Here is a 21,928-nt window from a genome sequence, read left to right as displayed (position 1 = left end):
CAGTTACAGGGTGTAGCCGCGTTCGTTGTGCAGGCTGAGGTCCAGACCCCGGGTCTCGGAGGCGGGATCCACACGCAGGCCCACCAGGGCATCCGTCAGCTTCAGCAGGATGCGGCTGACCAGGTAAACAAAGCCCCAGGTGGCGACGATGGAGATGATCTGAACCACAAGCTGCCACGGATTGCCGTAGAACAGGCCGTTGACACCGTTGATGCTGGCGGAGGCGAACAGACCGGTGGCAAAGGCGCCCCAGGTACCGCCTACACCGTGGATGCCTACCACGTCGAGGGCGTCGTCATAGCCCAGGCGGTTCTTGAGCAGGATGCCACCGTAGCAGATCATGCCGCCGGCAAAGCCGATGGCCAAAGCAGGCATGACTCCCACGAAACCGGCTGCGGGCGTGATGGAGACGAGGCCCGCCAGCGCACCGGAGATGGCACCCAGGGTCGTGGCCTTGCCGAAGCGCAGGTATTCAAGGAGCATCCAGCCGAAGATGCCGCCGGCCGTGGCCAGATGGGTGGTGACCAGGGCGTGGCCCGCAAGGGCGTTGGCAGCCAGAGCACTGCCGGCATTGAAGCCGAACCAGCCGAACCAGAGCAGGCCGCCGCCAAAGAGCGTCATGGGCAGATTATTGGGGATCATGGGCGTCTTGCCGAGATCAGCGCGGGGCCCCACCGCATGGGCGCAGGCCAGGGCAGCTGCGGCGGAAGCCATATGCACTACGGCACCACCGGCAAAGTCCACGGCGCCCAGCTTGGCCATCCAGCCACCGCCCCAGACCCAGTGTGCCATGGGGCAATAGGCAAAGACCGTCCAGAGTGCGGAAAAGACCAGCATGGCCGAGAAACGGATGCGTTCGGCATAGGCACCGGAAATGAGCGCCACGGTAAGGGCTGCGAACATGCACTGGAAGGCCATGAAGACATTATGCGGCAGATTGGCTGCGGGGCCGTTGGCTTCGCCCCCCACGCCCATGAGGAACACATGGTCAAGGTTGCCGATAAGGCCGGAGATATCGCCGCTGAAGGCAAGGGAATAGCCGAACAGGGCCCAGATGATGGAAACCATCCCCAAGGAGGCATAGCTGTGCATGCATGTGGAGAGGATGTTCTTTGACCGGACGAGCCCGCCGTAGAATAAGGCCAGAGCCGGGGTCATGAGCATGACGAACGTGGCGCAAAGGATGATGAACGCGGTGTCTGCAGGATTCATGGAAAACCTTCCTGTGGTCTGGCGGTGCGACAGGTATCGGGCCTGTGCACTGCGGAAAATATGATTGCCGTTTTCTCAGACAGCGAGCAGCGGCAGACGGCACAGGACAAAGCAATCCTTGTGCCAGAAGCAGATATGAGGAAGGTTTGTTGATGTAATAAGCTAAAATTATTTATAAAAAATTTATATTTAACGAAAGCGCACCATAATGCAGAAGAAAAAGAGTCCTTGGGAAAGGTATATTTCTACCAAATGGTAGAAATGTGCTGAATGTACGAACATGCGCTTTACGGCACAAACGGGATTTGAGGTTGATAATCTTTATAAATCAACTAGATATGAAGATATTTTTATTTTTCTACCAGAATGTAGAAAGTTGATGCGCTATACATTGATTGAACACCCAATCACTGAAAATTGAAATATATCATATTGATATAATTATATTTTTTTAATTTTATACCAAAATGTGGACAAAGCGGAGCCGCAGGTCCGGACGGACAGACGCTATGTTACGAAGCGTTGTTTTGTGCCGGATAGTTCCCTGCGGACCAAGACAACAAGGGCGGAAAGATATGCCCTGGACAGGATCTGTGCAAAGGCGAAGTTGGCCTGCCTGCATGGTGAGGAATCCATCCTGCTTCTTGCCGGGAAAAGATGGTTTTCGTGCGCCCGCACACGGAATCCCGGGCGTGATGCGGGTATCTCCCTGTGGAACAAGAGGATGACCTTCAAACACAGACAAGGAGATCAGGATGCCCGGACAAGCATGGTTGGCAGGAAGGGGCGCAAGTGCTCTCAAGGTAGGGCGTGCCTGGCTGGGGAGCTGCTGCGGCCTGTTACTGGTGGCGGCTTTGGACAGACTGGCCGTAGGCGATTACGGCGTGCCCATGTTGATAGGTTCTTTTGGTGCCTCGGCGGTACTGCTGTTCGCAGCCCCGGACAGTCCGTTGTCCCGTCCACGCAATCTGCTGGGAGGGCACTTTTTTTCTGCTCTGGTCGGTGTGGCCTGCGCACAATGGCTGCCGCCCTTCTGGGCTGTATGCCTTTGCGTGCCCACAGCCATCGCCGTCATGCTGCTGAGCGGGACAGTGCATCCGCCGGGAGGGGCCACGGCCCTTATCGCCGTCACAGGCGGAGAGCAGATCCGGCAGCTGGGCTTCTGGTATGCTGTAGTCCCCTGCCTGGCGGGTGCTGCCCTCATGCTGGCTGTTGCCTGGTCCATGACGGCAGCGGCATATCTGTGGGCCCGCCTGTACGGTCGTGTGCGCGTGAAAGGGGGAGAGACGACGGGTCTCCATATCCTGTCAGGGAGGTAAAGTTCACGGGCAGTTGGGCAGGGCGCAGACTGCCGCATGACAGGATCGGCGGATCCGGAAGAGAAGGAGCTGTCTTGCCTGCGGAAAGGGAATAGGATACATTATAAAAGAAGTAACCGAAGCACTGTCCTTCAGTGGCTATTCCCTTTTTAAAGGAGATTGTCGATGATAAAAAAGGTCTTTACCGTGCTGCTGGGCCTTCTGGTGGCGGGCGCCATGATCTCTGTGGACTGTTCGGATGCGGCGGTCAAGCGTAACCGTGTCCGCCCGCGTACGGTCAGCAAACCGGTGACCCAGCCTGCCCCGACGGCCACGCAACAGACGACCGCTGCCCCGGCAGCGGCGGCTACGGCGACCGCTCCCAAGACGACGACTACGGCTCCTGCCGCTACGGCCACCCAGCCCACCACGGCCCAGGGCATGCCCTATGGTCAGACGATGGCCCCCGGCCAGACCATGGCCGCACCGCAGTCGCAGGGCAGCGGCATGGGCAGCGCCCTGCTGGGCGTGGGTGCCGGCCTTGCCGGCGGCTATCTGCTCAACAGCGCTCTGTCCGGCTCTGATGCCACCGCCGCTACCGCTGCTGCGCCTGCCGAAGGAGGGCAGTCCGCCGTGGCGGCTACCCCGGCTCCTGCGGCTGCTCCGGCCTCGCCTGTGGCGAACCTGCTGGGCTACGACACGGCCAACTACTGTACCCAGCTCTCGCAGGGCAATGCTGACGTCATGCAGCAGTGTACTGCCGCTGAGGCTGCAGCTACGGCGGCTTTCCGCCAGTGTGTGGCCATGTCCACTGGGTTGAACGGCATCGGCAGCTACGATGCCCTGCTGCGCTGCCTGCGCGGTACGCCCGCTGCCCAATAAGCTGGCTTCCTGTCAAGAGAATCGTCCCGTCTGATGTTTTCAGGCGGGGCGATATTGTTTTGCAGGGCATGGCGGGAGAAATGGTAAATGGAAAGACTCCTGGCTAGAAGGCCAGGCGGGACTCTGCCAGCATCCTGTCGATTCTGCATACTGGAAGGAATGCTTTTTCAGCGATCCTTCAAGGGCAGGGCGATCCCACAGGATAAGGCCCGGTGACCGCGCTCCGGGGTACGCTTCAAAAAAAATCGTTTTCTTTCCTCAAGAGCATTGACAGGCTGCCCGCTTTTCTATAAGAACACCCTCACGACGCGCTCGTAGCTCAGCTGGATAGAGCAACAGGCTACGAACCTGTAGGCCAGGAGTTCGAATCTCTTCGGGCGCACCACAACAAAAACAAGCGGTTAGCTGTAACAGGCTGACCGCTTGTTTTGTATCTTTTCTTCAGCAGGGCGTGCGGGCAAAGATGCCGCATGCTATCGCGCTGTCCCTGTCCGGAGTCTCCCCCTTTGCTTGAAGAGGATATGGTGAGCAATGTTTTCACGTCCAAGGCGAGGCGAGGAGAGGCTGACTATCGCTTTGTCCTGCTATCCTTCCTTCATTGATCTTGCTCATGGCGGACACCGGCCTCCCCGCTCTGGGGGGCGCCTTATTGTTTTGAACAGTGCAGCAGGGATGGGCTTCCCAATGTCCCAAGGGAGTCTGCCCAAGTAAGTTGGCTCCACCTCCGTTTCGCTGTTGTCGAAGTAAGTGTGCCCGGTCGTGATCGTATTACCGGGAAACCTCGGATACAAAAAAGGCCCCGCCGGAAGCGGGGCCTTTTTCATTCAGTCGGAAGCGGGGGCTTCGCGGCGGCTTAGTACATGCCGCCCATGCCGCCCATGCCACCCATGCCGTCAGGCATGGCAGGAGCGTCCTTCTTGGGTTCGGGCTTTTCGGAGATGGCGCATTCGGTGGTCAGCAGCAGGGAGGCCACGGAAGCGGCGTTCAGCAGGGCGGTACGGGTCACCTTCTTGGGGTCGATGACGCCGGCCTTGATGAGGTCTTCGTATTCGCCGGTAGCGGCGTTGAAGCCGAAGCCGTCCTTGCCCTGGCGGACCTTTTCCACAACGATGGAGCCTTCAAAGCCGGCGTTGTGGGCGATCTGGCGCAGAGGAGCTTCGATGGCGTTGCGGATGATGTTCACGCCGGCCAGTTCGTCGTCGTCAGCGGGCTTAATGCTGTCGAGCACCTTGGACACGCGGATCAGAGCGGTACCGCCGCCAGGCACGATGCCTTCTTCCACGGCAGCGCGGGTAGCGTTCAGGGCGTCTTCCACGCGGTCCTTCTTTTCCTTCATTTCCACTTCGGTAGCGGCACCCACATGGACCACGGCCACGCCGCCCACCAGCTTGGCCAGGCGTTCCTGCAGCTTTTCGCGGTCGTAATCGGAGGTGGATTCCTCCACCTGGGCGCGGATCTGCTTCACGCGGGCCTTGATTTCGTCGGCCTTGCCGGCGCCGTCAACGATGGTGGTGTCTTCCTTCTTGACCACCACGCGCTTGGCGGTACCCAGGTCGTTGAGGGTCATGTTTTCCAGCTTGGTGCCGGTGTCGTCAGAAGCCACCTGGCCGCCGGTCAGGATGGCGATATCCTGCAGCATGGCCTTGCGGCGGTCACCGAAGCCGGGGGCCTTGATGGCCACGACCTGCAGGGCGCCACGCAGCTTGTTGACCACCAGGGTAGCCAGGGCTTCGCCTTCCACGTCTTCGGCCAGGATCACCAGAGGACGATTGACCTTGGCGACCTGTTCGAGCACGGGCAGCATGTCCTTCATGCTGGAGATCTTCTTCTCAGTGCACAGGATGTAGGGGTTGTCCATCTCGCATTCCATCTTCTCCGCGTTGGTCACGAAGTAGGGAGAGAGATAGCCGCGGTCGAAGCGCATGCCTTCCACCACGTCCATGGTGGTTTCCAGGCCCTTGGCTTCTTCAACGGTGATCACGCCTTCCTTGCCCACCTTGGCCATGGCTTCGGCGATGATGTTGCCGATGGTGGCGTCGGAGTTGGCAGAGATGGTACCGATCTGGGCGATTTCCTTCTGGTCGCGGGTGGGCTTGGCCAGGTTGGCCAGTTCGCCGATCAGGGCTTCCACGCCCTTGTCGATGCCGCGCTTGATGGCCATGGGATTGCGGCCGGCAGCCACCAGCTTCACGCCTTCGTGGTAGATGGCCTGAGCCAGGATGGTGGCGGTGGTGGTACCGTCACCGGCGGCGTCGGAGGTCTTGGAGGCGACTTCCTTCACCAGCTGGGCGCCCATGTTCTCGAACTTGTCGTCCAGTTCGATTTCCTTGGCGACGGTCACGCCGTCCTTGGTGATGACGGGAGCGCCGAAGGACTTTTCGATGGCAACGTTACGACCCTTGGGGCCGAGGGTCACCTTCACGGCATTGGCCAGCTTATCAACACCACGCGCCAGTTTTTCGCGGGCTTTCACGTCGAAGAGAACTTCTTTAGCGGACATTATATTTTCCTCCTGGGAATAATCGAAAAGCGGAGAGTGTGTATGACCGGCGCGTATGCGTTAGTCGGTCAGGATGGCGAGGATGTCTTCTTCGCGCATCACCAGATGGTCGATGCCGTCCAGCTTGACTTCGGTGCCGGCGTACTTGTTGAAGAGCACCTGATCACCCTTCTTGACGGCCAGTTCAACGCGGGTGCCGTTTTCCAGGACCTTGCCGGGACCGGTAGCGATCACCTGACCCTTGCAGGGCTTTTCCTTGGCGGTGTCGGGGATGTACAGACCGCCGGCGGTCTTTTCTTCGGTTTCCAGGCGCTTGACCAGCACACGATCGTTCAGGGGCTGCAGTTTCATGGTGTCAGATCCTCCAAAAATTTTTATGGCCACGCTTGGGTGGCATGCACAGCGTCCGCGGGGCGGAGCTGAAATTATCGCGTCATGACCGCCGTAAACCATTGCTGCGGTCCCGCAACGGGATAGTAGATAAGACACTCTTTGCGCTTGAAAAGGGGCAAAAGGAATTTTTTTTGCAGAAAAGTTATTTTTTTAGCATAAAATAAATAAAATCAATATGTTATAAAAACAAAAAACTTTTCTTCCCAGCTGTTTTCCCGGGTACTGGGGAATGGCCGGGAAAAACGCGGCAGGAGCAGGATGAAAAGCGGAGGATGCGGCAGCAAGCGTGCAGCCAGCCTTGTGCCGGCACAGGCAATCCGGTGTGAGGGCGGGGATACCGGATGCATCAGAGCAGACGCTGGGCTGGTTGCGGGCCGAAAAAAGAAAGGCCCCGCATGGGCGGGGCCTGAAAACAGCTATCTGCAAGATAGACTAGTCTTTGTTGCCGAACAGCTGATCCGGCGGCAGGACAGTGAAGCCGTTGCTCTTGAGCAGATCCACGGCCTGGTCGGTCTTGTCGAAACGGAAGATCATGATGGCACAGTCAGCTTCACGGGTGATGAAGGCATACATGTATTCCACATTGATGCCATGCTGCGAGACGAACTGCAGCACGCTGTCCAGACCGCCGGGGGTATCGGGCACCTGCACGGCGACCACACTGGTGCGGCCCAGGGTGAAGCTGTGTTCCTTGAGAACGGATTTGGCTTTTTCCTGGTCATCAACGATGAGGCGCAGGATACCGAAATCGGAGGTATCAGCCAGGGAAAGAGCGCGGATGTTGACGCCGGCCTCAGCCAGCGTATGGGTCACTTCGGCCAGACGGCCGGCGCGGTTTTCCAGAAAAACGGAAAGTTGTTCAGCTTTCATGGCAGGATCCTCTACGCTTTGGGAGCATCGTCGCCCGAGGTGGGCTTTTTGTCCTTGCCGGGGGTGATGTCGATCTCGTCAGGCTCGGACGAGGCCCGGCGGAAATTTCGGATGGCCCGTCCCAGCCCGCCACCGATTTCCGGCAGTTTGTTGGCGCCGAAGATGAGCAGCACTACGATCAAAATAAGTAACAGTTCCTGCATGCCGATGCCGAACATGGGGGCCTCCCTTGAATGTTGAGCCTTTCAGGCCATTGATTTGAAAAACATACGACGTGAAGGTGCCGAGGTCAAGACGTGCTGCGCTAAAGGACACCTCGCATGCGCTTGCGTACCTGCTGGGGAGAGGCGGGTGCCTTGAATCCCGCCTCGATGAGGCTGTGGGCGACCATGTCGCGGGCAGCGCGGCTCCTGCCGCCCATGACCACCACCAGCAGGCGGGTCTTGCCACGGCGGGCCGTGACGATGATGTTGTAACCGGAGGCCACGGTCCAGCCCGTTTTCAGGCCATCGACACCGGGTATGCCCAGCATGGTGTTGGTGGCCCCCAGGGTGCGCCCGTTGAAGCGGAAGGAGCGCAGGCTGTGGTAGCGCATGGCCTGGGGATGGCTGCGCAGATAGGCGCGGGCCAGGGTGGCCATGTCGCGGGCCGTGGTGCGCTGGCCCGCTGCGGGCAGGCCCGTGGGGTTCTTGAAGACCGTCCGGGTCATGCCGAGCTGGCGTGCCTTGTGGTTCATGAGGTGGGTGAAGTTGCGGCTGTTGCCGCTGATATGCTGGGATATGGCCATGGCGGCGTCATTGCCCGAAGCTACGGCCATACCGGTAAGGAGCTGGTCCACGGTGACTCTCTGGCGGGGACGCAAACGCATGCTGGAACCGCCCACCCGGGCCGTAGGATGGACACGGATGCTGGTGTTGCGTTTCAGGCGGCCCATCTTGATGCGGTCCATGACCACATACATGGTCATGACCTTGGTCAGAGAGGCGGGCGGGATGGACAGATTGGGGTTGTGCTCGTACAGCACCTTGCCGTTGCTCAGGTTGATCATGACGGCAGCGCGGGCCCTGCGGGCCGCATCGGCACCGGCAGGCAGCGAGAGCATGGCAAGGACAAGCAGCAGGACGCACAGCCAGCGCCCCGGGATGGAGGGGGAGTGGAACATGAGCTTCAGGCCATATGGTGGTAGGTTTGATGGGCTTCTTCCACAGCCTGCATGGCGATGGCCAGCAGCACGGGGCCGATGATGAGCCCCATGGGACCAAAACTGCCAAGACCGCAGAGGATGGCGATGATCAGTACGAAGAAAGGAGCATTGATGCCCTGTTGCAGGAACAGGGGGCGCAGGATGTTGTCCACGCTGGTCACGGCCAGCGTGCCCCAGAGGGCCAGGCCCACGGCGGGCATGGTGGCGCCGGAGAACCAGAGGGAAAGACAGAGCGGGCCCCAGACGAGCGCCGTGCCCACAAAGGGGATGGGCGCCACGACCGTGGCCAGCAGCCCCCAGAAGGCAGGCTGCTTGATGCCCGCCACGGCAAAGCCGATACCGCACAGGACCCCCTGGGCGATGGCCACCAGGACGATGCCCAGCATGACGCCCTGCAGGGCCCGGCGGATGGCCAGGACGAAACGGCCCAGCATGGTGGCTGGTATGTGGAAGATGCGGGCCGTGATCAGGTTGATGCGGCTTGCGTAGGCGGCAAAGATGACCGTGAGCGTCACGAAGAGGAACAGGGTCCAGAGGACGGTCATGGTGCCGCCCAGCACGTCCACGCTGCGGTTGATGAGCAGGCCCATGGTATCGGCCAGCATGGCATCGAGGTTGCTGAGGAACTCCGAGATCATCTTGTCCACTTTGGGATAGTCCGCCAGGCTGTGGCGCAGCTCCTGGAAGCGCATGACCCATTCGGGCGGCAGCTGGAAGTTGTTTGCCTGGAGTTCCCGCAGCCTGGCCAGACCGCCGGCCACCTGGGGCGACACCAGCAGCACCAAGGTGCTGATGGGGATGACCACAGCCGAGAAGATCATGACGATATAGCCGTACAGCGGCAGGCGATGGGAGCAGGAGATCACGATGTGCCCCAGCCTGCCCGGATGGCGCAGGCGCAGACGCTTGCGCCAGTGCCGGATCGTGCAGCGCATACGCCGGTAGACGGGCAGCGTCAGGCAGGCGAAGCATCCGGCCATGACGATGGTGACGGGGTTGGGGCGGAGCAGCAGGAACCAGGCCAGTGCGGCAAGGATGTACAGGAGGCGCGGCAACATGTTGGGCATGCGGGGAACCTTTAAGCGGCAGAATGGGTCTGGGCGAGGATAGCACGCGGGGCCGGAGCTGCCAAGTTCCCTGTGGGAAGAGGGACGACCGCGGGGCAGAAGCCGAAAAAAAGCCCTGTGCAGGGATGCAGCAGGGCTTGATGGTGTTCCGGTGCCAACGGTTAGTCGAAGATGCTGGAGCCGCGGAAGGTGATGTCCACGATCTCGTAGGTGACGCGGCCGCGCGGGATGTCCACGCTCACTTCGTCGCCCACTTCCTTGCCCAGCAGGGCCTGGCCCACGGGCGAGAGGAAGGAGATGGAACCCTTGGCGGGCTCGGCTTCGTCGGGACCGAGGATGGTGTAGGTGCGGCTTTCTTCGGTATCCACGTCTTCCACTTCCACCGTGGAGCCGAAGATGACCTTGTCACCGCTCAGCTTGTCCAGGTCGACCACCTGGTAAAGAGCCATGCGGGACTCGATATACTTGATGCGCGCTTCCGCCATGCCCTGGCGTTCGCGGGCGGCATCATAACCGGCGTTTTCGCGCAGGTCGCCTTCTTCACGGGCCTCCTTGATGGCCTGGATGATGGCGGGGCGTTCGCTCTTCAGGCGGGCCAGCTCTTCTTCCAGACGCTTGTAGCCCTGCTTGGAAATGGGGATATTGGTCACGGCCATGATACACCTCTGTTCGTCAGATGAAAAAAAAGCGTCCGCTGCGCGGGCAGCGGAGCGCGTGAAAACTGTATTCGTTATTTGGACTATAGCCGTTGCCCCAATATTGGTCAAGCCCCGCAGACCATACGGATCACCCGTCTGCGGGGATGCCGCCGGGCATGTTGAGGCTTGCACCGGGAGGCAGCTGCGTATATGGTGAAGATAATTTGAACAACTTCTTACCTTGCCGGAACGCCATGAAAAAATACTTGCGTTACCTGGGGCCTGTACTCATAACGGCACTTTTCGTGCTGGCCATATATCTCCTGTATCACAAGCTCAAAGCTTACAGCATCGCCCAGATCAGAGAAAGCATCCAGCAGGTCTCCACGGGCAGTATCTGTTTCTCCATCGGCCTGATGATCGTCAACTACATCATCCTGGTGGGCTATGACTGGCTCGCCCTGAAGGCCATCCACAAATCCCTGCCCCTGCCGCGTGTGGGGCTCGTTTCCCTGGTAGGGCAGGCCGTCAGCTACAACTTCGGGGCACTGCTGGGCGGTACGAGCGTCCGCTACCGGTTCTATTCTGCCTGGGGCTTTTCCCTGGTCGAGATCGTCCGTCTCGTGCTCATGCTGGCCGTCACCTTCTGGGTCGGTGCCCTGGGACTGTGCGGCGTGGTCTTCCTGCTGGCGCCGCCCGTGATCCCTGACGAGCTGCTGGCCAAGATGCCCATCCATGACGTACGCTTCCTGGGGGGCATCCTGCTGGCCATTGCCCTTTCCTATCTGGTGCTGTGCTTCACCATCCGCAAACCGGTCCATATCTTCGGCAAGGAATTCGTCTTCCCCATCCCCCGCATCGCCGTGGCCCAGATGGTCGTGGCCGGGGTGGACCTGATCGCTGCCGCCGCCTGCATGTATGTGCTGCTGCCCGATGATCTGGGCATCGGCTTCATCGACTTCCTGCCCAGCTACCTCATGGCGCAGGTGGCCGTGGTGCTGACCCACGTGCCCGGTGGCGTGGGGGTCTTCGAGCTGGTCATCCTGCACCTGACGCATACCCCGCGCGAGCAGGCTGTTTTTGCAGCCGTGCTGCTGTTCCGCCTGATCTATTTCATCCTGCCGCTGCTGGCCGCCGCGGCCCTGCTGGCCGTGTACGAAGCCCGGCAAAGCCGCAATACCCTGCGGGAAGCGGGACGCTGGCTTTCGGTACTTTCCCATTCCATCGCGGCCTACACCACCTTCGTGGGCGGCTGCATCCTGCTGGTCTCCGCCATGCTGCCGACGCTGCCCGCCGTGGTGGCGCAGCTTGACGACTTCCTTCCCCGTACCCTGCTCATGGGCGGGCATCTGGTCTGTGCGCTTTCCGGGGCCTTGCTGCTCTTCGTGGCCTATGGGCTGGAGCGGCGCCAGAACCGTGCCTTCTGGATGGCGGTGATCCTGTTGCTGCTGGGCATCGCAGGGGCTTTGCTCAAGGGCCTCTCCTTCCTGGCCGCCGGTGCCGCCCTGGTGGTGCTTATAACGGTCTGGCTGTCCCGGCGCCGCTTCTATCGTTCTTCCTTCTTCTGGGAAGAAGCCATCCCGGCACACTGGCTGGTCCTCGCCTTTGCGGCTCTGGGCCTGGCCATGGGCCTGGGCTGGTTCATCTACCATCCGGCATGGGACAGGGCCACCCTGTGGGGCTTTGAGCAGCACTTCAACGCTTCGCGCGTGCTGCTGGCCGATGTGGGCATCGCGGTCGTGGTCCTGGTGTCGTGGCTCGTCCGGGTCAGCCTGCGGGCCCGCAAGCGCCTGCAGGAACGCAATCTGCAATCCGGGCGTGTCCCGCGCGTCTGAAGTCGAGATGTATCTGAGGGCTGTCCCGCATGGGGCAGCCTTTTTCGTTGGCGGGGCAGAGGATGGGCCGGAGTTCTTTTTGAGGCTGCGGGCAGACTGTCAGCCGCGGCAAGCATGACCGGGGCACGCGTTTTCTCCGGTCGGACCGGTAAAAAGGAGGCCGGAGGGCTTCCGCCGTCTGGCTGCAGGTGTCCGGGCCGGGACATGGCATGCGCCTGGCAACGTGGCGGATGACAGGGCAGCGAAAACGCCGGCTATTGCCGCTATACTGGTGTTTTTTGGGGGCGTCTTTCAGGCTGGAAGACGCCCGTTACCATTCGGAGGTATGGACCATGATGACGGAAGAAATCCTGTATGCCCGCCTCAAGGAGGCATTGCGTGATGCCATCGCACGGCATCATCTGGACGAGCGCAGTATCAGCCTGAAAAGCCGCGGCCTTACCCCGGAAGAAGCCATAGGGAGGACCGCGCGCACGGACTATCCCATTCTCAACGGCAGGGAAGTCATGCTCCAGGCCCGGTTCGGCGAGGCTCTTGGGCAGGCATTCACCAGTGCGCCGGTGGATTTCGAGGGCTCGCTGGCCGATGTGCTTGAACTGGACACGACACATGATCCCCAGGCAGCCGGGATGCTGGTGGCCACGCTCAATGCCGTTTTGCGGGCAGTGGGCGAAATCGGCAATACGGTCCACTGCCGCGATGACGGGCCGGAGCTGTGCGCGGAACGGTATGCCGCTCTTGTCCGGGAGCGCTTCGGTACGCCGCGCATCGCCCTGGTGGGGTTCCAGCCTGCGCTGCTGGCACGGCTGTCCAAAGAATTCAGCGTGCGGGTGCTGGATCTCAATCCCGAGATCGTGGGGACGGTCCGGTCCGGCGTGCTGGTGGAAGACGGCATGGCAGCCTATCAGGATGTGGTGCGGGACTGGGCCGAGCTGGTGCTGTGTACGGGCAGCACGCTTTGCAACGGTTCGTTCGTCAATTTTCTGGGTATCGGCAAGCCGGTGCTGTTCTTCGGTACCTCCTGTGCCGGGGCGGCGCATGTCCTGGGGGCGGAACGCTTCTGCCCCATGTCGGCCTGAGGCCTGCCCGGCGGGACTGGCCATGGCGTCCCCTTGCTTGGCTGTCGGGAGAATGTCGGTTGTCCGACATCATCCTGACAGGTAAGGGGATCCAGACTGTCGGCATATGCGGAGGTAAGCATATGACCGACAATGACAGGATACTTTGCCAGGTACTGGAACAGCAGCTTTCCCTGCGCCTGCGGGAAGGCTGCCGCGATGTGCTGCTGCATCTTCTGCCCGCGCCCCTGCGGGGGCTGCTGTATATCGCCCTGCGCAGCAGTGCTGCAGGCTATGCCCGGATGTGGGTGGGGACCCGCAAGATGGAAAGCCGCAGGCAACAGCCCCGAAAGGCAGGTCACCTGCGGCAGGAAGAGGTTTTGTGCGGCAGGCCGGCCTGATGACGGCGTCAAACATGTCCGGCCCGCATTTTACGAAACCTAGAATTTGTAGATGAAGCTCATGTTGACGTTCCAGGCGTCCTCGATGCTGTTGGCACGGTGCCAGCTGCCGTTTTTGCTGAAACCTCCCCAGACATCGGACGACTGATCCAGCCAGAGGGCTATATAGTTGGCTTCCACAAGCAGACGCAGGTTGTCATAGATCTGGTAGGAGCTCATGATGCCGAATTCCGCGGCATAGTCCCGCTGCGTCAGGTAGATGCCGCCATTGGTGTTGACGTTATTGAAGTCCGAGGCCGTGCCGTACAGGCTGCGGCCCGCATGGCCGGGAACGTCCAGTTCTCCCTTGATGTAGCGGGCCATCCTGGGGGCATTGGTCCCGTTATAGAAGTTGACACGGATGGTGTGGCTGAGTTTGTCGATGAAGCTCAGGTCCCGGATGCGCGCACCAAAGCCCCATGTACCGGCCAGGGTATAGCCCAGTACGGCATCGCGGCCGATGGTCCAGGTCCCGAGCGTCCCGAAGCCGGAAAAACCGCTGGTGCATTCGTTATTGTAATCAAAGGACGGCAGCCGCTCGGAACCGTTCGTCGGATCATCGTCATCACCGCTGCTGTACCAGGCATAGATGCCGGGCGTGCCCCAGTCCAGTTTGTATTCGGCCAGCAGTGAGGCATACCAGCCGCTGCGGTTCAGGGCTTCTTCACCGGAATCGAAGGTGCCGTAATTGACGCTCCAGGCCAGCCGGAAGGGATCGGCAGCCGTGATCTCGCCGGTCAGGCCTGCCCAGAATGCCGTTCCGTAGGCATTGGCCGAGGTGCCGTCAGCCTTGTGGGCGGGCAGGGCATACCACGAAGGGCCTATGCCCGAACCGTAGCCGCTGCCATAGTAGTCATTGCCGGAGCGGAAGGCATTGCTGCCCACCATGCCCAGCATGGCCCAGGGGGTCAGGCGTACGCCTTCGAAGGTCAGAGGCAGCAAAAGTCCGAATACGTCCACATTGTCCAGGTAGTGGGTCGTTCCGTCCGCCCCCCCGCTCCAGTTGTCATTGAATGGCCGTGCCCAGAATGCCGTCACGGCGGCGTGCTCGCCAAGAGGGGCGGACACGTTGATCCCCGCCACGTCGGCATCGAAGACCTGCGAAGCCTCGGAGGCGTAATCCGGCAGGAAGATACGCTGGATGCCCATGCGGGCCTTGACGGCCGTGCCGGGGACGACCCAGTCCAGATAGCTGTGCTTTATCTTGACGATATTCTTGTCAGCACCCAGAGCACCTCCTTTGGAAGCGCTGCCCCAGGTGGCGGCGCCGATCTCAAAATAGACGGTCCCCGAAAGGCTTTCCGAGGCGATGGCCTCCAGTTGCAGGCGGACACGTGTCTTGGCCTCGAACTCGTCCTCTCCCCAGCGTCCCCATCCGGTCACGTTATGGCCGTTGCGGTCATTTTTAACGAAATTTCCCCCGCCGCCGTACTCGAGCATATTGATCCATACGCCCTTGGCCTTGAAGTCCACGGCCTGGCCCTGCTGAGCTCCCCCCAGAAGCATGCCGGCCGCAAGAAAAAGGATGGCCAGGTGTTTCTTCATATCCGTTACTCCTTTGACAGTAGTTTTATGCTGTTGTTTTTTTGTTTTGGGGATCGCAAAGATATTTTTTTACAAGCTCAAGAAAGGTTTCATATTCCGTGGAAAGAGTCGTATTCCTCTTTTTTATGTAGCCAAAAGAAAGGCATTTTCCGCAGCCATCTATGGGAATATCCCGGATGGCATACTTTCTGAAGGAATCATTCATCAGACGTATGCCGAAACTGCAGATATCCGTATGCAGCAGCATCTCGATGATCTGATTGTCGCTGTTGGTGGAAAAGAGGCTTTTGAAATTTGCCGCTTTGGACATCCCCACACTGATCCTGTCCAGGTGATGCTCTATGGAAAAGAAGTCATTGACCGGCTGGATGAAGCTGTTGTCATCAAGGTCGGAGAAGCTGATGCTTTCCCGGTCATACAGGGGATTCTTGGGCCCTACGTAGATGCAGGGCTCATGCTGCGAGATCTCGATGAATTCGATGTCCTTGTGGGCAAGGACATGCGAGAAGCATTTATGCTGGTCTTTGGAAAAGTAGACGATGCCGATATCGGAAACGCCGGTATGGACATTGTCCACGATGTCCTCCACCGTCCCTTCCAGAAATGACATCTTGTATTCATCGTGGTTGATGGTGTTGTACAAAAAGCAGAACAGCCGCGAGATCATGGTGGACGGATAGCAGGAGATGTTTATTTTCTTGTATTTTTTTTGCCGTCCCATCTGCTTCATAAGGCGGACGTTCTGCAGGATGGCGTGGGCCTGGTCATAAAATTCCCTGCCTGCTTCTGTCAGGGAAACGCCGCGGTTGGAGCGGACGAACAGCGTGACCCCCAGCTCTTCTTCCAGCATGCTGATATTTTTGCTCACGCTGGATTGCGAGGTATACAGGGTCTCGGCAGCACGCCGGGTGCTGCCGAAATCGGCTGTAGTGACAAAGTGTTCAAGTTGGCGCAGTTCCATGATGATGCTTGCCGGAAGGCGTATTTTTTATGTGAAAAGGGCGCCTTGCGGGACGAGGCCCGTCAAGGATGCTTTTTCGCGCCCCGGACGAGGAGAGTGCCGGCATGTTGCAGATTTCCTGTATTTCCGGGGCGGAGGCTCCCCGGAGAGGCGGATCTGCACGCTGGCCGGCAGCCCTTGTGTCTAGCCGTAGGCCACCAGGGGCGTACCGGCCTTCACGGCAAGAGAGACCGTCATGTACAGGATGATGCCGTCCTTTTCGGCCCGGTAGCAGTCGATGGCACGGCCAAAGATGTCGCGGACGGTCCCCAGTACCGTGCCCCGGCTGACAGGCGCTCCGGGCGTGACTTCCGGGTACCAGCAGCCCTGGTCCTTCGACGTCAGATAGACGGCATCCCGGATCTCGCGCTGCTCCCGGCAGGGCAGCCCCGTGACGGGCGGCAAGAGCTGCAGATGGGCCAGCAGCGCCCGGATGTCCCGCTTGTAGGCATCCACTTCGGCCCGGGACCAGACGCCGTTGCCGCCCCGTTCGATGAGCAGGGACGGTACGCCGCGCAAGGCGGCGGAGTTGTAGGCTTCTGTCGTGGCCGAAGAAAGGACGCGCACGTCCACATCCAGGACCTTGGCGGCCTCTCTTGCCCTGTCCGTGATCCGTTTTTCGGCCACGCCGGGGATGAAGACGAGGGGGTGCATGCTTTCGTGCAGATCACCGCCGTGCATGTCCACATAAAAATCGGCATCATCCTGCAGACTGGTGATGAGATGGGCCAGACGTTCGGCCTGGCTGCCGTCATCCCTGCCCGGAAAGACCCGGTTCAGGTTCTTGCCGTCTTCCGCCACGATCTCGGACAGCCGTTCGCTGAATCCCGAAGCGTTGGCCAGGTGGACGATGGTCAGCCGTCCGGCCACGACGTCCTGGTCCAGTTCTGACGCCAGCTCTATGGCTGCCTGTATGCTGCAATATTCGCATCCGTGTATGCCGGCGGTAAGCAGCACGCGCGGCCCGGGTCTGTTGCCGTGTATGGTGGTCACGGGCAGGGAGAGGTCACGCTCACGGAGCAGGGCGATCGTTTTTTGCCCCGGGGCGGCTTCCGCCCGCGAAGTTTGATGAAAGTTCATGTACGTCTCTGTCAGGATAAGGTTCAGCAAAGGGCCGCGCCGCCATGCCTGAAGAAAGGCGCGTCACGCAGCCGGGGCCAGTAGCGCAGCAGGAAGAACGACCTGCCGGCATAAAAGATCAGGTATGCGCCCCACAGGCCGTGGTTGCCCCAGAAAGGGACAAAAGCCAGCCAGGCCAGACAAAAAGCCACGAGGGCCTGCAGGGTGGAGAGGAAGACCGGGCGGGTCAGGCTGCTGCCCGTGAACAGGCCATAGTAGGTCAGGCCCAGGGCCGCGCATGCCGGGAAGCATATCCCCCAGTCCGCATACCGTTCCGCAGCGGCCAGGACTTCCGGCAGATCGGTGAACAGGCGCAGCAAAGGCGTGTGCCCCGTGGCGTAGATCAGGGTCATGCCCAGCAGCGCCGCGAGGGACCAGTGCAGGGTAAGGCGCCGTGTCCTTTCCAGAATGGCGGCACAGCCCTGTCCGGCGGCCTTTCCGGCAAATACGCTCGATGTATTGGCGATCCCCTCGAAAACATAGGAGAAGATCAGCATGATCTGGAGGATGACGGCATTGGCCGAGATGGTCAGGGTCCCGAAAGATGCCGTGGTGATCATGAAGATGTTGGTCTGGGTCAGCAGGCAGACCGTACGCAGGAACAGATTGCCGTTGACCCGTGCCATGCGCAGCATTTCCCCCACGCGGACGAGACTGGGGAGCGGGGCAGGGAGGGGAGGCAGGGAATCCCGCATGGCGACCAGCCCGGTGATGGTGGCAAACAGGCAGGCCAGTACGGATGCTGCGGCCACTCCCGGTACCCCCCAGCCGAACAGGCTTACGAAAAGCAAGTCGAGCAGCATGTTGACCGCATTGCCGCCTATCTGCATGAGCAGGGAGGCCCTGATGCGGGCCTGCCCCATGAGCCAGCCCAGTATGGCGTAGTTCAGCAGCGTGAGGGGAGCCGTCCAGATCAGGATGTCGTAATAGATCCCGGCGACTTCTCTGGCAGCCGGATCAAGGCGCAACAGGAACATGGCACCGGAAAAGACGGCATCCCGGCACAACAGGATGAGCGTGCCCAGCAGCAGGGCCATGATGCCCGGCAAAAGGAATGCCTTCCAGGCGGCCTCCGCATCCCCTGTGGCCAAGGCCTGCGCGCTGAACCCTGTGGAGCCCACGCGCAGGAAACCCAGCAGCCAGTACAGGGTATTGAAGATGACGGCACCTACGGCCACTCCCGCGATATAGGAAGGGTCGGAAAGGCGTCCCATGACAGCCGTATCCACGGCGCCGATGAGCGGCTGCGTCACCGTGGAGAGGATGAAGGGCAGCAGCATGGCTGCATATTCCCTGCGGGAGGGGGCGGACAGGGCGGCCGCCTGGGGAGGAACCGGGGGCATGAATCTATCCTTCTCAGGCAATGGCCGCGTAACGATCCTGCCCGGTGCGGGCAGCCCCGCTGCCGTGCTCCACACCGATGCCCATGACGGATCCCAGCAGGTTGCGGGCATAATCGTTACGGATCATGGCGATGCGCCGGATATCGTCCACCTGTTCCACGATGGTGCCGGCGTCGATGAAAACGACCCGGTCACACAGGTAGGTGATGCTGGTCAGGTCGTGGGTGATGAACAGGTAGGAAAGCCCCAGATCCCGGCGCAGCTCGATGAGCAGGTCCATGATCTGCACCTGGGTGGAAGCGTCCAGCGAGCTGATGGCCTCGTCCAGAAGGATGATGCGCGGCCGGATGGCCAGGGCACGGGCGATGCATACACGCTGCAACTGACCGCCGCTCAGTTCATGCGGATAGCGGGAGATGAACGCGGCCGGCAGGCCCACCTGCTCCAGCAGCTCACAGATCCGGGCGCGGCGGTCCACACGCTGGCCCGTACTGCGTTCCAGGGCCCGCAAGGACTCCCCGATGATATGTTCCACCCTGAAACGGGGATTGGCCGAAGATGTATAGTCCTGAAAGACGACGGAAAGGCTGTGGTGCAGGGCGGCAGCCTCGCGGGCGGAGCGTCTGGCATACAGATCCAGCCCGTTGATGCGCACTGTGCCCCGCTCCGGTTTGAGCAGGCCGGAAAGCACACGCCCCAGCGTGCTCTTGCCGCTGCCGGACTCACCGATGATGCCCAGGCATTCCCCCTCGCGGAGGCTCAGGGAGATGCCGCGCAAGACCTGCTGCCGTTCCCGGCCGAACAGGCTTTTCTGGTTTTCCTTTTTGAATGAGACGTGGATGTCGTCTGCGTGGAGCAGTGTGTTCATGCGGGTATCCTTCCGGGGACAGGAGCATGCAGCGCATCCAGGAAGCGGTGCATGACGGCCCTGTGCTGTTTGATGTGGTGGCGGGTGTAGGTGTCCGTGGCGTTGTCGAAGATCTCCTGTGCCGTACCGCTTTCCACCGCCTTGCCGTCATGCATGACGATGAGCCTGTCAGCGATGAGCGACAGCACGCCGAGGTCATGCGAGATGAAGATCATGGAGACTTCCCCGCGCTGCTTGATGCGCAGGAATTCCTGCATGATGGCATACTGGCTGATGGAGTCGATGGCTGTCGTTGGCTCGTCGGCGATGATCAGCGAAGGCTGCATGCAGATGGCCAGCCCGATCATGACGCGCTGCAACATGCCGCCCGAGAGCTGGTGCGGGTACTTGCGCAGCACGTCCGCCGGGTCGTGGATGCGCATCAGGCGGAGGATGTCCTCCATCCTTTTTTGCAGGGGCCTGCCTTTCAGGGCGGTGTGCTCCTGCAGGGTCTCGGCCATCTGCTCCCCGATGCGGTACAGGGGATCGAAGCAGGACATGGGATTTTGCAGGACCATGCTGATCTTGCCGCCCCGCAGGCGGCGCAGCTGCTCCGGTGTCTGGCTCAGCAGGGGCCTGCCTTCAAAGCGGGAACTGCCGGTGACCTGGAAGTTGTCGTCCAGCAGGCCCAGCAGGGCCTTGCAGGTCATGCTCTTGCCGCTGCCCGATTCTCCCAGGATGCCCAGGCATTCTCCCCTGACCACGGAAAAGGAGACCCGGTCCACCAGCTGCACCAGACGCTTTCCCTGTCGGAAGTGGACGGACAGGTCCCTGACGGTGAGGATATCGTTCATTGGCGCACCGCCTTGGGATCGAGGGCGTCGCGCAGGCAGTCGCCCAGCATGTTGAAGGCCCCTACCAGCACCACCACGGCGATGCCGGGGACGATCATCTGCTCGGGGTTGGAGACCATGACGTTCTTGGCTTCATTGAGCATGGCGCCCCATTCGGGCACAGGGGCCTGGACGCCCAGCCCGAGGAAGGAAAGGGTAGAGATGTTGAGGATGGCCCATCCCGTATCCAGCGAGGCCAGTACGGCCAGTTCAGCGGCGATGCAGGGAAGCATGTGCCGGGTGAGGATGTAGAAGTTTCCGGAACCGATGCTGCGGGAGAAAAGCACGAAGTTCATGCCCGTATACTTGATGGTCGCAGTCCGGATCATGCGGGCGTACCAGGCCCATTTGATAAAGATGCTGGCAATGACCACATTGCGGATGTCCACCCCCAGCAGGGCGACCACGGCCAGGATGATGATCTGGCTGGGGAAGGAGAGCATGACGTCCACCACACGCATGATGACTTCATCTACCGTGCCGCGGAAGTAGCCTGCGGTGATGCCCATGATCACGCCCAGCCCGATGGTGCCCAGCATGGTCAGCAGAGAAAGGAAGAGCGTGGGCCGTATGCCGAAGAGCATGCGCGAGAACACGCAGCGCCCCAGATGGTCCGTGCCCAGGGGATATTGCCAGGAGGGGCTGTCGAATTTGTTGAGGATGTCGTTGGCATAGGGATCGTTGGGCGCCACCCACGGAGCAAAGATGCCCAGCAGGGCCGTGACCAGGACGATCCCCATGCACAGCAGGGCCATGGGATTCTTGAAAAGTTGTTGCAACATTTACGCTTTCCTTTCGCGCAGGCGCGGGTCGGCCACATACTGCAGGATGTCGAAGAACAGATTGAAGAAGACGAAAAGCACGCCTACCAGCAGCACATAGGCCTGGATGACCGGATAGTCGCGATTGAAGATGGAGGCGATGCACAGGCGCCCCACACCCGGCCAGGCGAACACGTTCTCCACCACGATGGTGCCGGCGATGAGCTGGGGGATGCTCATGCCGATGGCGGTCACGCAGGATTGCAGGGAGTTCTTCAGGATATGGCGCACGAGGATGCTGCTCTGCTTCAGGCCGCGGGCCTGGGCATAGAGCACATAATCCTCGCGCATGTTTTCCAGCATGTTGTTGCGGATCAGGCGGATATAGGTGGAGATGTAGCTCAGCGCCACGGTGAAGGCCGGCAGGATAAGGCTGGAAAAGCCCCCGTAGCCGCTGGTGGGCAGCAGGTCCAGCTTGATGCTGACGATCCAGATGAGCAGCAGGCCTACCCAGTAAACGGGCATGGCCGTGGTGGCAAAGACCACGCCGCGCATGATGCGGTCGAACCATGTGTCCTTGTAGACGGCGCTCAGGAAGCCGATGGGCAGGCTGAGCACGATGACGTAGACCAGCGAGAGCCCGGCCAGTTCCAGGGTGGCCGGCAGACAGCGGCCTATCTCGCCCAGCACCGTCCGGGCAGGATTGGTGTAGCTCACGCCCAGGTCGAAGTGCAGGCAATCCCAGAGCCAGTGGGCATAGCGCACCAGAAAGGGCTGATCCAGACCCAGTTCGGCACGGGTTTGGGCTATGAGTTCTTCCGTGATGATGGGGGTCTGGCGGATGCGCAGGGCCACCTCGGCAGGGTCGGAAGGGATAAGGTTGATAAAGACGAAGCACAGGAAGGATATGCCCAGCAGCAGGGGCACGGTGGCCAGCAGGCGCATGATGATGTAGTTTTTCATGAGGCGATCCGGGCGGGAAAGGCGGGGAAGGGCCGGCCTGTGGCGGGATAGCCCTTCCCT

Annotated in this window: 21 protein-coding genes and 1 tRNA gene; 6 read left to right on the top strand and 16 right to left on the bottom strand. The window is 60.6% G+C overall.

From position 1 onward, the window contains the following. Window positions 1-3: 3 nt before the first annotated feature. Window positions 4-1,212, bottom strand: coding sequence for an ammonium transporter (locus tag HF854_RS03265; RefSeq protein WP_168934988.1), 1,209 nt, complete (start codon window positions 1,210-1,212; stop codon window positions 4-6). Window positions 1,213-1,967: 755 nt separating this feature from the next. On the opposite strand from HF854_RS03265, the gene HF854_RS03260 reads away from it, so the two are divergent. The 3 genes from HF854_RS03260 to HF854_RS03250 all read left to right on the top strand — a co-directional run bounded on the left by HF854_RS03260 (window position 1,968) and on the right by HF854_RS03250 (window position 3,777). Beyond that, on the top strand, window positions 1,968-2,531 hold the full coding sequence (locus HF854_RS03260; RefSeq protein ID WP_168934987.1) for an HPP family protein: 564 nt from the start codon (window positions 1,968-1,970) through the stop codon (window positions 2,529-2,531). A 165-nt stretch (window positions 2,532-2,696) separates the two neighbouring features. Further along, complete coding sequence (locus tag HF854_RS03255) at window positions 2,697-3,392, top strand: hypothetical protein (protein WP_168934986.1); 696 nt, start codon at window positions 2,697-2,699, stop codon at window positions 3,390-3,392. A 308-nt stretch (window positions 3,393-3,700) separates the two neighbouring features. Beyond that, window positions 3,701-3,777 (top strand) — tRNA-Arg (locus HF854_RS03250). A gap of 468 nt (window positions 3,778-4,245) precedes the next feature. Here the strand turns inward: HF854_RS03250 and groL are convergent. The 7 genes from groL to greA form a co-directional block, all read right to left on the bottom strand. Beyond that, window positions 4,246-5,892 (bottom strand): chaperonin GroEL, encoded by a 1,647-nt coding sequence (gene groL / locus HF854_RS03245; protein WP_006004682.1) that lies wholly within the window; start codon window positions 5,890-5,892, stop codon window positions 4,246-4,248. A gap of 60 nt (window positions 5,893-5,952) precedes the next feature. Then, complete coding sequence (gene groES / locus HF854_RS03240; protein ID WP_006004684.1) at window positions 5,953-6,243, bottom strand: co-chaperone GroES; 291 nt, start codon at window positions 6,241-6,243, stop codon at window positions 5,953-5,955. 474 nt (window positions 6,244-6,717) lie between these two features. Then, window positions 6,718-7,155, bottom strand: coding sequence for an ACT domain-containing protein (locus HF854_RS03235; protein ID WP_168934985.1), 438 nt, complete (start codon window positions 7,153-7,155; stop codon window positions 6,718-6,720). An 11-nt stretch (window positions 7,156-7,166) separates the two neighbouring features. Further along, complete coding sequence (locus HF854_RS03230) at window positions 7,167-7,373, bottom strand: twin-arginine translocase TatA/TatE family subunit (RefSeq protein ID WP_006004692.1); 207 nt, start codon at window positions 7,371-7,373, stop codon at window positions 7,167-7,169. Between the two features lie 86 nt (window positions 7,374-7,459). After that, entirely contained in the window at window positions 7,460-8,317 is an 858-nt protein-coding gene (locus HF854_RS03225; RefSeq protein WP_168934984.1) for a D-alanyl-D-alanine carboxypeptidase family protein, read from the bottom strand. Window positions 8,318-8,322: 5 nt separating this feature from the next. Further along, on the bottom strand, window positions 8,323-9,426 hold the full coding sequence (locus tag HF854_RS03220; RefSeq protein WP_168934983.1) for an AI-2E family transporter: 1,104 nt from the start codon (window positions 9,424-9,426) through the stop codon (window positions 8,323-8,325). Between the two features lie 161 nt (window positions 9,427-9,587). After that, window positions 9,588-10,076 (bottom strand): transcription elongation factor GreA, encoded by a 489-nt coding sequence (greA, locus tag HF854_RS03215; RefSeq protein WP_168935013.1) that lies wholly within the window; start codon window positions 10,074-10,076, stop codon window positions 9,588-9,590. A gap of 242 nt (window positions 10,077-10,318) precedes the next feature. Here greA and HF854_RS03210 point away from each other — a divergent pair, with 242 nt between their 5' ends. The 3 genes from HF854_RS03210 to HF854_RS03200 all read left to right on the top strand — a co-directional run bounded on the left by HF854_RS03210 (window position 10,319) and on the right by HF854_RS03200 (window position 13,358). Continuing rightward, a complete protein-coding gene (locus HF854_RS03210) occupies window positions 10,319-11,899 on the top strand; it encodes a putative bifunctional lysylphosphatidylglycerol flippase/synthetase (protein ID WP_168934982.1) in 1,581 nt (526 codons plus the stop codon). A 332-nt stretch (window positions 11,900-12,231) separates the two neighbouring features. Continuing rightward, the gene (locus HF854_RS03205) at window positions 12,232-12,978 is read left to right on the top strand and encodes a Rossmann-like domain-containing protein (RefSeq protein ID WP_240937644.1); all 747 of its coding nucleotides are present in this window, start codon (window positions 12,232-12,234) and stop codon (window positions 12,976-12,978) included. A gap of 122 nt (window positions 12,979-13,100) precedes the next feature. Then, window positions 13,101-13,358, top strand: a complete 258-nt coding sequence (locus HF854_RS03200; protein ID WP_168934981.1) for a hypothetical protein — start codon at window positions 13,101-13,103, stop codon at window positions 13,356-13,358. A 39-nt stretch (window positions 13,359-13,397) separates the two neighbouring features. Here HF854_RS03200 and HF854_RS03195 read toward each other — a convergent pair whose 3' ends face one another. The 8 genes from HF854_RS03195 to opp1B form a co-directional block, all read right to left on the bottom strand. Beyond that, window positions 13,398-14,942: an outer membrane homotrimeric porin gene (locus HF854_RS03195; RefSeq protein WP_168934980.1), complete on the bottom strand. Its 1,545-nt coding sequence runs from the start codon at window positions 14,940-14,942 to the stop codon at window positions 13,398-13,400. A 25-nt stretch (window positions 14,943-14,967) separates the two neighbouring features. Next, complete coding sequence (locus HF854_RS03190; RefSeq protein WP_168934979.1) at window positions 14,968-15,903, bottom strand: LysR family transcriptional regulator; 936 nt, start codon at window positions 15,901-15,903, stop codon at window positions 14,968-14,970. Window positions 15,904-16,086: 183 nt separating this feature from the next. Then, window positions 16,087-17,022 (bottom strand): M14 family metallopeptidase, encoded by a 936-nt coding sequence (locus HF854_RS03185; protein WP_168934978.1) that lies wholly within the window; start codon window positions 17,020-17,022, stop codon window positions 16,087-16,089. A gap of 23 nt (window positions 17,023-17,045) precedes the next feature. Then, window positions 17,046-18,404, bottom strand: a complete 1,359-nt coding sequence (locus HF854_RS03180; RefSeq protein ID WP_168934977.1) for an MATE family efflux transporter — start codon at window positions 18,402-18,404, stop codon at window positions 17,046-17,048. Between the two features lie 13 nt (window positions 18,405-18,417). Beyond that, complete coding sequence (locus HF854_RS03175) at window positions 18,418-19,272, bottom strand: ABC transporter ATP-binding protein (RefSeq protein WP_168934976.1); 855 nt, start codon at window positions 19,270-19,272, stop codon at window positions 18,418-18,420. Beyond that, entirely contained in the window at window positions 19,269-20,105 is an 837-nt protein-coding gene (locus HF854_RS03170; protein ID WP_168934975.1) for an ABC transporter ATP-binding protein, read from the bottom strand. The genes HF854_RS03175 and HF854_RS03170 overlap by 4 nt, the downstream gene beginning before the upstream one ends. Then, entirely contained in the window at window positions 20,102-20,926 is an 825-nt protein-coding gene (gene opp1C / locus HF854_RS03165; RefSeq protein WP_006004722.1) for a nickel/cobalt ABC transporter permease, read from the bottom strand. Before opp1C ends, HF854_RS03170 begins: the two co-directional genes overlap by 4 nt. Next, window positions 20,927-21,868, bottom strand: coding sequence for a nickel/cobalt ABC transporter permease (gene opp1B, locus HF854_RS03160; RefSeq protein ID WP_168934974.1), 942 nt, complete (start codon window positions 21,866-21,868; stop codon window positions 20,927-20,929). Between the last annotated feature and the right edge of the window lie 60 nt (window positions 21,869-21,928).

This window comes from Desulfovibrio piger (genome assembly GCF_012843875.1).
In the GTDB taxonomy this organism is placed as follows: Bacteria; Desulfobacterota; Desulfovibrionia; order Desulfovibrionales; family Desulfovibrionaceae; genus Desulfovibrio.
This window is presented reverse-complemented; position numbering and strand designations above follow the sequence as displayed.